Below are 14156 nucleotides of genomic sequence, written 5' to 3'. Positions count from 1 at the left end.
CGCGCCTGTCCATAAACCCGTCAATAGGCAGAGACCGGCGACCATGAGGGTCGCCGGTAAACGAGAGAAGCATCTGGTCATGGCGGGCCTATGATGATGCCGGGGCGTCGCCCTTGCCCAGCGGCTGCAGGTCCAGCTCGTCAAGATGGGCCAGTACGCGTTCAAAGCGGAACGGCGGCGGGGCCATCGGGAAAACATGGCCGTCATACGCGTCTCCAAGATAACGGAAGAAAGGCTCGAACACGCCAGGCGTCAGCCAACCGAAAAAGCGGGTATAGGGCGCATCGAGGCGGTAGGCGTGCACGTGACGGGCGGGCACCTGCACATAGTCCCCGGGCAGCAGCTTCACTTCCTGACCGTTGACCCACATGGTCATGTGGCCATCCATGCAGAAGAAGTTTTCAGTGTGCTCACGGTGAAAGTGCGGCGGAATGGCGTCGCCCTTTGGGCCTTCATTCATGATGGCAATGAACTGGTCCCCGCTTGAAGCCTGCGTCTGCATGAACGAGAACAGCTGCTCTGCAGCCACCAGTCGTTCACCGGTGCCGGCGCGCAGTACGTAGGGCATCTGTGTGGTCGGCACCCTATCATTGGTGACGCGCTCGGGAACGTCGGCGGGCTTTGGTGCCTCAACAAAGACCACATCGGCGACTGCCTCGGCGGCCCGCAGCGTTTCATCAGCAATCGAGAGATTCGCGTTTTCCGGCTGCACCGGGCGCGAAAAGGGCGTTCCCAGCGCCGGATACATGGCGCCGACGCGGTCGCCAATCGTCCAGGTCAGAAACCGGGTGCGCCAGTCGAGCATGGTGTGTCCATACACGGTTCCCGCCGGCACGTAGGCGTAGTCTCCCCGATTCAGTAAGTGATATTCACCGTCGAGTAAAAGCGTCACGCTGCCATCAAGAACCAGAATGGCCGCGTCGCTTTCGGCGTGGTAGCGCGGCGCCATGGTCGCGCCCTTGCCACCGGTCATGATGGCAGCCTCGTGAAGCCCGCCGGTATCGCCCGCCCGGGCGATCAGGGTGACCACCTGACCGCCAATCAGATGGTGTTCGCCTTCGCCGTCGCGCAGGGCATAGAGCGTCTTGCGGCCGGGCAGGGTGCCATTGGCCAGCAGGGCCGCTTCCGCGCCACTCACCGGGCCACTTTCACTGGATGAGTCGCCGTTGTTAGGGAGGAGATCCTGAACCATGTCAATACTCCTTCTCGTGACATGAAAAACATGGCAGTGACTCTAGTCACTGCCCTTTGTTCAGGGAAATATATTGTTTTGTCTTCTGTGATCACTGAAACTGATCACAATAAAAAGCCAGAATGGCAGGACACGCGTGGAACTCAGACATTTGCGTTATTTTCTGGCCGTGGCAGAAGAGCTGCATTTTGCTCGCGCGGCCAGCCGGCTCAGCATTGTTCAGCCGGCACTGAGCATGCAGATCAAGGCGCTGGAAGCCCGACTGAACGCACAGCTTTTTGTGCGCAACCGTCGCCAGGTGCGCCTGACCGCCTCGGGACAGGCTCTGCTACCGGAAGCGCGGCGCATTCTGGCGCAGGTGGTGCAGGCCGAAGAGATTGTGCGCCAGACCGAGGCCGGTGTACTGGGGCGTGTGCGGGTGGGCTACGCTGCCAGTGCACTGTATGCCGGTGTTCTGGGGCGCGCCGTGCACACCCTTCAAAAGGCGTATCCGAATATCGAGCTGCAGGTCAGCGAGTTGCACCCTCATAGCCAGCATACGGCGCTGCGTGAGGGCCGGCTTGATGCCACCTTCGGCCCGATGGTGTCGCTGACGCCGGATACCGAATTCGAGCACCGCCGACTGGCCGAATTTGCACTGCGTGTGGCGCTGCCTGCGGAACATCCGCTGGCGGATAATGCGCTCATCACAGCCAGTGACCTGCGTCAGGAGAGCTTTATTGGCTATATCGGCGAACACGACGATGAGGGTAGCTATCTGATGACGCGTGCGCTGGGATATCGTCCGCGTATCGGCATGCAGGCCCAAAGCCCTGTCATCGCGCTGGGGCTGGTGGAGGCCGGGCTGGGCGTCACGCTGGTCTCTTCGGTGCTGGCGCCGCGCTTTTCACAGGGCGTGGTCTATCGCGAACTGGTCGATGTGGACCTGGCACTCGATGTCACACTGATCATGCGAATTGACGAGCACAATCCGGCCGTCATGGCCTTTCGTCGCGTGCTTAACGACATCACATTTCAGGACCAAATGTGACCAGAACCGGCGCCTGCTGTACCTCACCGGTACACCATATCCAGCTGCGTGAACGCACCGCGGGCGTGATCTTCGCGGAACATCTCGTGGTCGCGGCGCACGCGCTCGGCGGCCTCTTCGGCAAAGGCCACCATGTCCTCGGTAAAAAGTGCTGCCGGGCCGATCGCCTCGATGATCGCCGGCTCGATGTCGTAGTCCAGCCGGCCCGCTTCATCGGAGAGCGCGTGCACGCCGGCGAGCACCTGACCGCAGATACGAGCGTACTGCTTCCAGTCGCTTTTGGATAAATCATCGAGATCGATGCTGTCACGAAACGGCGCGCGCTCGCGCGACATATAGCTGCGACCGTCAAACTCGATGTGGCCATAAAAGCGGTCGCCGCGAATCAGATGAACCGCCTGAGCGTGGGTGATGCGCTCGGCACGCGTGTTCATTTCGTACTGGCTGGGCGGTACCAGGCCGGCCAGCGCCGAGCGTCTCGCCTGCTTATATTCGATGATCAGATCATCCGTGCCATCGCCCAGTGGACCTTCCATCAGCGCATAGTAACGATCGAGTCCCAATGAGGCAGTGCCCTGGCCGCGGCGGATCGCGACGTCCTTGACCCGCATGCCCGCGCTTTCGGATGACTGAGCCCGTGGCGGCACATCAATGTGGTTGTTCTTCACCATCCGGTCGGTGATTTTTTGAAACTCGTCACGGCGCGAGGAAATCGGCACCAGCTTGTCGGTCGAGCGAAACCGCATGCCGGCCTCATCGAGATAGTCATCCCTGAGCCAGTCGGCGCGGGCTTCGTGGGCATCCTTGAACAGTTTGCGAATGAGTTTGGGCGCGTTGTCAAAACGCATCTCCTCTTCGTGCTCGGTGCCGTCCCGAGCCAGGCGTTGCATGGCCTCGATATAACCTTCGATGAACTGGCGCACTACCGAGGTGCAGTGCTTGTGTTTGAGCTCGCCTTCGGTTGATGCGGCAATCATGAAGCCGGTCGCGCCGCGCTTGAGGTCCCAGGTAAACGGCGCGTAATAGGCCTCGTCGAAATCGTTGACCGAGAAGATGGGCACGTTGCTGACGTTGGGCATGATGCCAAAGTTCTCGGGGTGCACGTCGCCCAGCGCCAGTACGGTGGGCAGCCAGGCGTCATCGCCGGCCATGTCGCGATAAAACAGCAGCGCCGTGCCGCGGAAAAAGGAAAAAAGCGAATCGGAGAGCTGGTCGAACTTGACGGCTGTTTCTTCGGTGCCATCGGCGATGCGGGTCTGGTGATCCTCGCGCAGGGTTTGGCGCACGTGAATGCGCCGCTCAAAGCCGGTCAGCGCGCGCGGGCGCAGCACAAACTCACCGCCGGCCACGGCGTTGGCCAGTCGTCGAAAGGTTTCGAACCGGGTGCCGATGACCGGCTGGGCAGTGCCTGCGCCTTCGCACTCAAGCGCTGCGGCAAGCTCTGCCTTGTTCATGGCAGCGCGCCCTGTAATCCCGAGCCTTTGCGCCTGTTCATAGAGCGCCTTGCGTGTCTGTCCTGTCTCATCGGTCATGATCACCTCTCGTTGTTGTGGTTTCTCGTGGCGGTCAGGACATTGCTGACCGTCTGCAACCGTCATTGTCAGCATGGTCCAGTTATCAGCATGGTTCATTGGCGCGCGCCGCGCTCGTTTGATCCCTGTCGGCCAGAAGGTGAGGGCAGGCCGTGATTCAAGGCGGCGACAAAAGGCAAAAGAAGTCGCATCAGCCCGGGGGCCGGGCGGTGTAGAATGCGCCAGCAGGTACTTTCATGGACGATGGACAAACCCGGTAACGCAGGCATGACGATAAAAAGACCGTGGTGGTTATGGCTGATGGCGCTGGCAGCGCTGGTGTTATCAGGCCTTTGCCTGGCAGAGCAAGGCAGCAGTAGCAGTGGGGAAGATGGCTGGTATGAGATCAGCGCTTTGAACACCGGCCTTGACAAGCGCATTGACAGGACCAGCCTTCGAACGCCACGCGAAACGATGCGCCATTTCATGCGCCTGATCGAAAGCGGAGATTACGACGGTGCGGCGCACATCCTCAATCTTTCCGATCTGCCGCCAGGCGAGCAGCGTGCGCGTGGGGGAGAGCTGGCCCGGCAGCTGGCCGAAGTGTTTCGGCGTGGCAAGTGGCTCAATATTTCCACGCTCTCGGCACGCCCGGATGCCATGATCGAGGATGTCTCCGGCAAGGACCCGCAGGCGGGCAAGATGCGCCGGGATATCCAGCTGGCGTCACTCGAGGCCGGTAATGATGCCTATGACATTCGCCTGGGCCGCTATCGGGTAAATGATGACGAGCCGATCTGGCTGATTACCCCGGAAAGCGTGTCTTCGATTCCGGCGCTGTATGACCAGTACGGCCCGTCACGCTTTGAAGCGTATATCCCCGAGCCGCTCAAGCAGAGTTTTGGGCTTTTAAGGATCTGGGAGTGGATCGCCATTCCACTGGTGCTGCTGGCGATCGCCCTGATCGGCAAGGGGGTGCATCTGGTGATGAGCGTCATCACGCGCTGGCTGCCTTCGGGCTCCCCGAGCATCTTTTTTACTCAGATCCAAAGCCCGGTGGCGCTGATCGTCATGGCGCTGGTGACGCAGACCCTGCTTGATTTTGTGGTGTCCTTTTCGGCCGTGGTCGCCACGACCCTGCGGGTTACGCTCACCATCGTCATGGCCTGGAGCGTGGGGGTAATCGCGCTGCGCCTGATCGATACCTTCATGCTGCACATGACCCGGCGCATGGCGGGTGAAATCGATGACTCCAAACCCCAGGACGAGCGCAAGCTTCTGACCACGCTCTATGCGCTGCGCCGCGTCATCATTTTGATCATGGTCATACTGGTGACGATCTACGTGCTGGGTCAGGTGCGTCTGTTCGAGACGCTGGGGATGTCGATTCTTGCGTCGGCAAGCGTTCTGGCGGTACTGGTCGGTATCGCCGGGCAGGCGGTGCTGAGCAATATTCTGTCGTCGTTTCAGCTCTCGCTGGCCAAGCCCCTGCGCATCGGTGACCTGGTGATGTTTGAAAACCAGTGGTGCTACGTCGAGGGCATTTTCTATACCTATATTCTGCTGCGGGTCTGGAACGAGCGGCGCCTGATCGTACCGGTCACCTACTTTGCCTCGCGCCCGTTCGAGAACCTGTCGGCCAAAAGCACCATGGAGTATCGAACCCTCGAGCTGACCCTGCATCTCAACGCCGATGTGGTCTGCCTGCGTGAAAGGTTTCTTGAGTATGCGAAGGCAGAAGAGAACGTCATTGAGCACCACAAGCTGATATGCAGCGTGACCGCGCAAAACGCCTCGGCGCAGACCATCACCTGCTTTTTGATGACGGTGGATCCGCTGTCCGGCTGGGCGGCAGAGGCCAGCATTCGCGAAAAACTCATGGCGTTTATTCGCGACCATCACCCCGACTGGTGGCCGCGTCAGGTGGTGGTGCTGAGCGAGCAGGACATCGCCCTCGGTGGGAATGCAGGGGAGCGCCCATAACGCTTTTGTTAACCCAAAAAAATACCCCGGGAGCGAACTCCCGGGGCATGTGATGGTGAGTATCAATCGGCCTGCGCAGCACCTGTCACAGCCATGAAATCCAACAAGTCACGGTTAAAGCGCTCTGACTCTTCCAGAAAGGGGGCATGACCCGAGTCGGTGTAAAGCACACTTTTGAGGCCGGGGTTGATCTGTCGGGCTCGAGCGATGGTCGGTTCTGCCTTGAGCAGCGCATCCTGTGCCCCGGAAATGAACAGCAGCGGTACTCTGGCTTCACCCAGTCCCTTGGCGGCTGGAATGCTCATCGATTGTACCGAGCGCTGCATATCCCATGAGGCGAGCGCAGCGTTGGCCACCAGACGGTCGAAGGTGGTCGTATCGGGAAGCTGATGGAAACACAGCTCCAGAAAGGTGCGCTCCGCATCAAGATGCGTCTTCAGATCAGTGGATACCATGTCGCGATAAACGCCCGGGTGAGGCTGGATCTGATCCGGCTTGAGTTCGACAACACCGTCAACATAAACTGCGCCGGCAATCTCATCATCGCCGTGGGCGGCCAGATAGTTGGTCATGACGGCACCCCCCAGCGACCAACCCACCAGCACCGGCTTTTGAAGATCAAGTGCATGTATGACGGTGTCGAGGTCATCTCCCCAGCGTTGACCTTCCGTGTACGCAGCCATATCGGTCGGTTTACCGGAAAGGCCGTGGCCACGAAGGTCATAGGTGACCAGCCGATAGCGTTGTAGTGCCGGGTTTTTCAGCTGGTTTTCCCAGTTCAGTCGGCTGCCCAGAAGGCCATGAATAAAAAGAATCGGCTTGCCGTCCGGGTTGCCTGTTTCCTGCACGGCAAGCGTGACGCCATCCGGTGCTGTCAGCGTATATTGTCGGGATTGAGCGATGGCTGGCAGGGAAACAAGCAGCCAGAAAGCGGCGATGACAAGTGTCATGAGTGCCGTTGCAGGTGAGCGTGAAATCATGTATCGATCCTTGAGTGAGTTAAGCCTCGAACAGCCTGCGGGGTGACACTAATGTCAGGGTCAAGCGGTCGGAAGAAAGAGGCTTTTCATGAGCGAAACTCAGCGCCACAAGGAGTCGGTTCCAGCGATGACGATTGGTGAGCTGTCCGGGCATACCAGCGTCAGTCGCCGTGCCTTGCGTCATTACGAAACCTCGGGGCTTTTAAATTCACGTCGAGCAGATAACGGCTATCGCTATTTTTCTCGATCAGCCATAGCACGCGTTGGCAGGATTCAGGAATTTGTAGCGGCGGGCTTCAGTCTTGAAGAGATCCGGACATTCCCGGAGTGCATGCTGCTGCTTGATGGAGGTGCGCCCTGCGCGCAGACGCTGGACATTCAAAGAGATCGGTTATCAACTCTGGAGGCGCGTATCGCCACCCTTGAGCAGCGTCGATATCGTTTGAAGGCACTTCTGAAGGCGGGTGAAGCCGCCGCCCTGAGTGCTGAAGAGAGAACAGATTCGTTGTAACACCAAAAAAACACCCCGGGAGCGAATCCCCGGGGCATGTGATGTTGCCGCAAGATACCGACGCGATCAGGTCGCCGTGGTGGCAGGCTCTTCCTGTGCGTCGTCGGACGGATCGTCTGGCACTTCATTGCCCTCATCAGACAGGGTGGACGACTCATCGGGCGTTGTGGCGCTGTCATCAGGCGCCTCGGGCATCGCGGCGCTGTCATCAGGCGTCGTGGTGCTTTCGTCAGGCGTCGTGGAAGGCTCATCAGGCATGGCGGCGCTGTCACCTGGTGTGGCCGGTTCGCTCTGCTGCATGGCGGCGCTGTCGTCACTGGCAGCAGCCGGTGCTGGCGGCGTTGAATCTGCGTCATCACGCGTGACGCGCCATACGGCATTGGTCAGATCGTCAGCGACGATCACCGAGCCATCCGGGGCAACGCTTACGCCTACCGGGCGGCCGCGGGTGTGGCCATCATCGGTGAGAAAGCCGGAAACGAAGTCGACCGGGTCACCGGCGGGCTTGCCATTTTCAAACGGCACAAAGACAACGTTGTAGCCTACCGGGTCGGCGCGGTTCCAGCTGCCGTGCTGACCGATAAAGACGCCATCACTGTATTCACCGCCTACCTGCGGATTGGAAAAGGCGACGCCCAGCGGCGCGCGGTGGGAGGCCAGACTGTAGTCCGGGGCGATGGCCGACTCGACCTTGTCAGGGTTTTCCGGTTTGACGCGTGGGTCAACATGCTGGCCCCAGTAGCTGTACGGCCAGCCATAAAAGCCGCCATCCTGAATCGAGGTCAGATAGTCCGGCACCAGGTTCGGCCCGAGTTCATCGCGCTCGTTGGCCACCGCCCAGAGGGTATTGGTGCCCGGCTGGAAGGTCAGGGCTGTCGGGTTACGCACGCCGGTGGCGTAGGCGCGATGCGCGCCGGTCTCGGGATTGATCTGCCAGATCTCGGCGCGGTCCACTTCGGCTTCCATGCCGCGCTCGGTGATGTTGCTGTTGGAGCCGATGCCGACATACAGATACTCACCGTCGGGGCTGGCGGTCATCGCCTTGGTCCAGTGGTGGTTGATCTCGGAGGGCAGCGGAGTCACCAGCTCAGGCGGACCGTCGGCCTGCGTCTGGCCCTGCTCGTAGTCAAAGCGCACCAGCGAGCCCTGGTTGGCGACATAAAGGTGATCATCGATCAGTGCCAGTCCATAGGGGGCGTCGAGCCCATCGGCAAAAACGGTCTGCTCATAGCTGCCATCGCCGGTGGGGCGCAACAGCGTCAGGCGATTGCCGCCCTTGACCGAGGTTTTCCCCTTCGCCTTGATGACGCCGGCCACAAAATCCTTGGGCCTGAGCTTTGGCGCGTGGCCGCCGCTGCCCTCGGCCACCAGGATATCGCCGTTGGGCAGTACCAGTGTCTGGCGCGGTATTTTCAGATCGGAGGCGATCTCCGTGATCGTGTAGCCCTCGGGGACGGTGGGTTTGAGGTCATTCCACGGCGCCTGTTCGGGCACGCCCATGTTGGGCAACAGTCCGCGCTGGGGTTCTGGAAGATCCGGATTGGCACCAAACTGGGGCGTGTCTGCCAGAGCACCGGTGGTGCCGGCCAGCAGTGCCATCGCCAGCGGCGTGGCCAGGTAGCGTCTTGAGAATCTCATTGTTTTACCTTCGCGCCAGTGTTTGAAAAACCGATCCAGGTGGCGACCAGTGCCAGCACCGTGACGATGATCGACAGGATAAAGCCGGTGGGCATGACCGCCCAGGCGTCCATGGCGTGGATCAGGGCATTGATAAAGCCCAGTACAAAGCTCACCACCAGCAGGGCGATATATACCAGGCCGCGGCGGCGGTTGCCGGCTCGGAAGAGTCCAAGCACGCCACATAAAAAGGCAAAGCCGTTACAGACGAGCGCACCGGCAATCAGCCAGGAAGACAGGTTGGACCACTGGATCTGATAGCTGGTGAGGTAGGCGTAATCGCTCAGCAGGGCGGCAAGAAAGAGCACGAAGGTGCCGGCCAGCAACACCCCATGCAGCGGATTCAATCCGCGTCGATATGTCGTTTCGGCAGCAGCGTTCACAGCAGAGCCCCTTGAATCATCGAATGGAAACGCGTGCCGGGTCGGCACGTTATTGTCATGAGCGTTCAACTACAGCGTAGCCGGTTTACGGCGGCGTCACTGAAGCACTTTCGACCTGGATCGAACCTGAATCAATGCTGAATAAAAAGTACTAGAACAGCGAGGGCAGAGAGCAATGGCGTCATGCCCTCACTCACTCATGTTTCATGATTGAGTGACGGGCAGGGCCACCACCACGCGCAGGCCGCCGTCGGGTTTGTTGGACAGCGTCAGGCGGCCCTGATGCGCCATCACGATGCTTTGCACAATGCTCAGTCCCAGTCCATGGCCCAGGATGTCGGCATCGCCGCGTACCCAGGGCTTTACGAGATCAGCAAGCTTCTGATCCTCGATGCCGGGGCCGTTATCGTGGAGGATGATTTCGACCCAGCGTCCGGTCAGACGCAGCGTCAATCGGGCGTGGCCGGCATGGCGCAGGGCGTTGTCGATCAGGTTGTGCAGCACTCGTCGAATGGCGGGCGCATGGCCGCAGATCACGACCGGTGGGGCGCTGTCGCGACATACGTCGCTGCCCGTATCAACGAATTCCTCCACCACCTCGCGGGTCAGTTCGGTCAAATCAAACGGCACTTGGACATTCGAGGTCGCGCTGTTGTCTGCAGAGTCCAGCAGCGAGGCGATCAGGGTGTCCATCTGATCAATGTTGGCAATCAGCTTTGCCCGCAGCGTGGCATCGCTGATGCCTTCTGCGCGAAGGCGCATGCGCGTCAATGGTGTTCGCAGGTCATGAGAGACGGCGCAAAGCAGCCGGGTGCGCTCGCCCATCAGATCGAGCAACTGCTGCTGCATGAGATTGAACGTCTCGGCAGCCTGGCGCATCTCCCTGGGCCCTTCGACCGGCAGGGGCGGCTGGCGAATGTCGCGGCCCAGTGCGGCGGCGGCATGTACCAGGCGTCTCAACGGACGGGTGCTCAAGCGCACGATCACCAGCGCGACCGCCACCATCGCCAGCGCACGCAGCAGATAGACGCGCATGGCGTAGTCTCCCAGTACCTGCCAGGCGGGCCGGCCGTTCCAGCCCCGGGCCTGTACCGCCTGGATATGCAGCCACTGTCCGGAGGAGAGCCGCAGCTGAAAGTTGAAGCGCCCGACAGTCCGGGAAAACCCGAACAGGCTCGACCAGGTGCCGGGGTGGCCGTCATCGTCTTCAAGGGCAACGTCCAGCAGCGACAGCTGCCGGGCATCGCCGGTTTCACGCTGCAGGGCGTCCTGCAACAGCCGCTCGACGTTTTTCTGCGCAGTGTCCATGCGGGCCGCCATGGGCAGCGGCGTCGCGCGTAGCTCGACGTGAAAGGTCTCGGAATTCAGCGCCTGAATGGGCCGGTCATTGTCCAGATGGCGCATGACGTCCACGGTTCGAAAGATCACCAGCCGCGCCGGTGCCTCGAGCACCTGGCTGTAGCGCACGTCATACCAGATGCTGCTGGAGAGCAGCTGGATCGACAAAACGCTGATGACCAGAATCATGCTCAGCTGGGCAAACAGGGAATCGGGCCAGCATCGACGCGCCCGACCGAGCGCACGCATGACGCTTGCAGGCCTCACGCTGAAGCAGTGGGCAGTTCGAGCAGATACCCCTCGTTGCGTATGGTGCGAATGAAGCGGGGGCGGCGCGCGTTATCCTCGAGCACATGACGCAGGCGGCTGATGCAGACATCAATGGAGCGGTCGTCGGGTGCGTATTCCCGCCCGAAGGCGCAGCGGCTCAGGTCGTGGCGACTGACGATCCGGTTGGTGTGCTCGCTCAGTGCCTTGAGCACCCTGAAATCGGAGCGCGGCAGATCGACAGTGCGCCCATCACGGGCGTGCAGTCGGCGCGTTTGTAGATTCAAACGCCAGCCGGCGATCTGTCGTTCACTATCTTCGGCATCTTCGGCATCTTCGGCAACACCTGCAGGGGCGGGCGCGAGATGGTTTTGAGCAAGGTGGCCTGAATTCTGGTGCTTGCGCCGCAGCACGGCACGAATGCGTGCCAGCAGTTCACGCGGGTCAAATGGCTTGCACAGATAGTCGTCTGCACCGATCTCAAGGCCGATGATGCGCTCGGCGCAGGCCCCGCGGGCACTGATCATGATCACCGGCAGCGTGCCTTTATGGCGCAGGGCGCGACACAGGCTCAGTCCGTCCTCTCCCGGCAGCATCAGATCCAGAATGACCAGATCCACGCTGTCATCCAGGCAGTGCCACATGTCGCGGCCGCTGGCGGCGGCGCGGGTGCGATACCCCATGCCCATCAGATAGTCGCAAATCAGCTCACGAATCTCGTCATCGTCATCCACCACCAGCACCAGCGGGCAGTCATCGTGTTGTTCGGCGCCCAGCGCCTGGTCTGTCACGTCACCAATACAATCCATTACATATGCCCCACAAAGCCAAAGGTCCCCAGCCGAAGGCGCCAATATAATCGTGACCCCTAGAATGGTAAATGCTAATCATTATTATTTTCGTAAAGGGTCATTCATGAACGATCGCGCCTTACAGGCCACCGGGAACCGCCTTGAGTGGCCGGGGAAGCCACTCGCCGCCGCCATTGCGGCCACTGTCAGCGGCTGCCTGCTCAGTACGGCCGTCCTTGCCGAGCCGTCTTTTGATGATCAACAGACCGAGCCGACCACTCAGCTGGCGCCAATGACCATCGAAGCCAGCTACCAGGGGGACCCTGCCCGCAGCTATACGGTGCCCGAGACCAGCAGTGCTACCGGCCTGTCATTGTCGCCGCGCGAGACGCCGCAGTCGGTGACCACCATTACCCGTCAGCAGATGGATGACCAAAGGGTGGTCAATCTCGAGGACGCACTTGAGCTTACCCCTGGCGTGACCGCTAACAAGACGGACGTCGGCGTTCGAACGTCCTTTCGCGCCCGTGGCTATGACATCAACAACTGGCGCGTTGACGGTCTGCAGTCCCCGGGGTCCTCGGACTTTAGCGGCGTCGGCAATGCCTTCAGCATGGACCTCTACGAGCGCGTGGATATCGTCCGCGGCGCCAACGGCCTGCTGGGCGGCACAGGGGACCCGTCAGCCACGGTCGATCTGGTTCGAAAGCGCCCGCAAAAGGATTTTGGCGGCAGTGCCTACACTTCCTACGGACGCTGGGACCGGGCGCGGGTCGGGGCGGATCTCAATGTACCGCTGACCGAGGATGGCAGCATTCGCTCGCGCTTTGTGGTCACCCAGCAGGAGGGCGATTCGTTCCGGGACAACGAGTCCAACCGTAATCGGGCGGCGCTGGCAAGCTTTGAGTTTGACGCTGATGAGGACACCACCCTGGGCGTGGGCTATCAGTATGAATATCAGAAGACCCGCGGGTCCGGCTGGGGCGCCAACGTACCGATATGGTTTGGCAACGGAGATCTGGCCAACCTGTCGCGCAGCACCAATCTGGCACCGCACTGGAGCCATGCCGAGTCCAGAACCAACACCGGGTTTGCCTCGCTGACACATGCGTTTAATGACGACTGGCAGCTTGACGTTCGAATCGCCCAGAGCACTACCGATGCCGACAACCAGCTGGCGCTGGCCAAGGTCAATCGCGACTCGAATCGCAACTATGTCGGCTACTGGAACGAGGACGGCTCCGGCGCGATTCTCAACGGGCTTTACCAGATCAACGAGACCCGTCAGCGCTCCGCCCGCTTCGATTTAAGCGGCAAATATGATCTGCTCGGACGCGAGCATGATGTGATGTTCGGCTACAGCGAAAGCCGCACGCGCGAGCGCCGGCCCGAGCAGGACTGCGTCATGTCCAGCACGACTGCCTCCGTGGTCTCATCGGGCTGCATGTTCCGCGCCGATGGTCTGGCCATTACCGACTGGCGCCGCGGCGTCGATAACGACTTCCGCATTGATGCCTCTCGAACCGGTCGCACCCAGGAGACCAGAACACGCCTTCGTGGGGTATACGCCGCCACGCGCCTGAACGTCACCGAACCGCTGTCCGTAATCCTCGGCGCCCGGGCAAGCTACTACAAGACGGAAAGCGAGGACTACGGCGGCGATCATGCCGAGCAGCAGGAAAACGGTGTCCTCACACCCTATGCCGGCCTGGTGTATGACCTCTCGCGTCATTATTCGCTGTATGCCAGCTACACCAACATCTTCACCCCGCAGACCAGCGAAACCAGCAGCGGTGATCGGGTCAAGCCGCTGGAAGGCGACAGCTACGAAGCGGGATTGAAAGGCGAGTGGTTCGAGGGTCGTCTCAATGCCTCGGCGGCCGTTTTCCGCACCCGCCAGGAAAATGCCGCCGTCATGGATGGCGCCAACCTTACCCCGAGCGGCGGTCAGGCCTACAAGGCGGGCACCGGCAATGAAACGGAAGGGGTCGATCTGGAAGTCGCCGGCGCCATCACGCCGAACTGGAACGTCTACGGCGGCTATACGTATCTGCACTTTCGCCGAGTGGACTCCGATGGCCGCAGTGATCCGTCGCATCTGTTCAAGCTGTCAACGACGTATCAGCCGGCCGGCCTGCTGGATCGCTGGACCTTCGGGGGTGGCGTCTATGCCCAGAGCAACATCCATGCCGTCTCAAGCCCCGCCGGGCAGCCTGCGGGTGGCGTCAGCACCGGGTCCACGGCCGTCAACTGGCCGGGCTATGCCATCTGGAATGCCATGGCAAGCTATGACATCACCGACGCCACCAGCGTGACCCTCAACCTGGACAACCTGTTCGACAAGCACTACTACGACCGTTACGGCTTCTATGCCGGCGCCATCTACGGCAATCCGCGTAGTGCCACCGTCACCCTGAGCACGTCGTTCTAAGCAAGCGGCGAGGGTCCGAGTCGTCCTGACACCATGCCGGCCCGGGGATAATATCCGGCCGG

At 60.8% G+C, this 14156-nt stretch carries 11 protein-coding genes; 4 read left to right on the top strand and 7 right to left on the bottom strand.

The window, feature by feature from the left end:
* Positions 1-88: 88 nt before the first annotated feature.
* Positions 89-1192, bottom strand: a complete 1104-nt coding sequence (locus tag KSP9073_RS08855) for a quercetin 2,3-dioxygenase (protein WP_108842592.1) — start codon at positions 1190-1192, stop codon at positions 89-91.
* 136 nt (positions 1193-1328) lie between these two features.
* Here KSP9073_RS08855 and KSP9073_RS08850 point away from each other — a divergent pair, with 136 nt between their 5' ends.
* Positions 1329-2222 carry a LysR substrate-binding domain-containing protein gene (locus KSP9073_RS08850; RefSeq protein ID WP_108842591.1) on the top strand — a complete coding sequence of 298 codons (894 nt, stop codon included), beginning with the start codon at positions 1329-1331 and terminating at the stop codon, positions 2220-2222.
* 23 nt (positions 2223-2245) lie between these two features.
* Here the strand turns inward: KSP9073_RS08850 and KSP9073_RS08845 are convergent, their stop codons facing one another.
* On the bottom strand, positions 2246-3754 hold the full coding sequence (locus KSP9073_RS08845; RefSeq protein WP_108842815.1) for a DUF2252 domain-containing protein: 1509 nt from the start codon (positions 3752-3754) through the stop codon (positions 2246-2248).
* 267 nt (positions 3755-4021) lie between these two features.
* Between KSP9073_RS08845 and KSP9073_RS08840 the strand changes: the two genes are divergently transcribed.
* Positions 4022-5716 carry a mechanosensitive ion channel family protein gene (locus KSP9073_RS08840; RefSeq protein WP_108842814.1) on the top strand — a complete coding sequence of 565 codons (1695 nt, stop codon included), beginning with the start codon at positions 4022-4024 and terminating at the stop codon, positions 5714-5716.
* Positions 5717-5778: 62 nt separating this feature from the next.
* On the opposite strand, the gene KSP9073_RS08835 is transcribed toward KSP9073_RS08840, so the two are convergent.
* Positions 5779-6696 (bottom strand): alpha/beta fold hydrolase, encoded by a 918-nt coding sequence (locus KSP9073_RS08835; RefSeq protein ID WP_108842590.1) that lies wholly within the window; start codon positions 6694-6696, stop codon positions 5779-5781.
* An 88-nt stretch (positions 6697-6784) separates the two neighbouring features.
* Here KSP9073_RS08835 and KSP9073_RS08830 point away from each other — a divergent pair, with 88 nt between their 5' ends.
* A complete protein-coding gene (locus tag KSP9073_RS08830) occupies positions 6785-7207 on the top strand; it encodes a MerR family transcriptional regulator (RefSeq protein WP_108842589.1) in 423 nt (140 codons plus the stop codon).
* Between the two features lie 66 nt (positions 7208-7273).
* Here KSP9073_RS08830 and KSP9073_RS08825 read toward each other — a convergent pair whose 3' ends face one another.
* The 4 genes from KSP9073_RS08825 to KSP9073_RS08810 all read right to left on the bottom strand — a co-directional run bounded on the left by KSP9073_RS08825 (position 7274) and on the right by KSP9073_RS08810 (position 11681).
* Positions 7274-8845, bottom strand: coding sequence for a PQQ-dependent sugar dehydrogenase (locus tag KSP9073_RS08825; RefSeq protein WP_108842588.1), 1572 nt, complete (start codon positions 8843-8845; stop codon positions 7274-7276).
* Complete coding sequence (locus KSP9073_RS08820; protein WP_108842587.1) at positions 8842-9267, bottom strand: DUF2231 domain-containing protein; 426 nt, start codon at positions 9265-9267, stop codon at positions 8842-8844. The genes KSP9073_RS08825 and KSP9073_RS08820 overlap by 4 nt, the downstream gene beginning before the upstream one ends.
* Positions 9268-9471: 204 nt before the next feature.
* On the bottom strand, positions 9472-10854 hold the full coding sequence (locus KSP9073_RS08815; RefSeq protein ID WP_108842586.1) for an ATP-binding protein: 1383 nt from the start codon (positions 10852-10854) through the stop codon (positions 9472-9474).
* A 14-nt stretch (positions 10855-10868) separates the two neighbouring features.
* The gene (locus KSP9073_RS08810) at positions 10869-11681 is read right to left on the bottom strand and encodes a response regulator (RefSeq protein WP_108842585.1); all 813 of its coding nucleotides are present in this window, start codon (positions 11679-11681) and stop codon (positions 10869-10871) included.
* Between the two features lie 106 nt (positions 11682-11787).
* Here KSP9073_RS08810 and KSP9073_RS08805 point away from each other — a divergent pair, with 106 nt between their 5' ends.
* Complete coding sequence (locus KSP9073_RS08805; RefSeq protein WP_108842584.1) at positions 11788-14094, top strand: TonB-dependent siderophore receptor; 2307 nt, start codon at positions 11788-11790, stop codon at positions 14092-14094.
* The last annotated feature ends 62 nt before the right edge of the window (positions 14095-14156 follow it).

Origin of the sequence: Kushneria phyllosphaerae, from assembly GCF_900312995.1 — a bacterium.
Classification (GTDB): Bacteria; Pseudomonadota; Gammaproteobacteria; order Pseudomonadales; family Halomonadaceae; genus Kushneria; species Kushneria phyllosphaerae.
The sequence above is the reverse complement of the archived record's forward strand: the minus strand, read 5'-3'. Positions and strand labels throughout refer to the sequence as shown.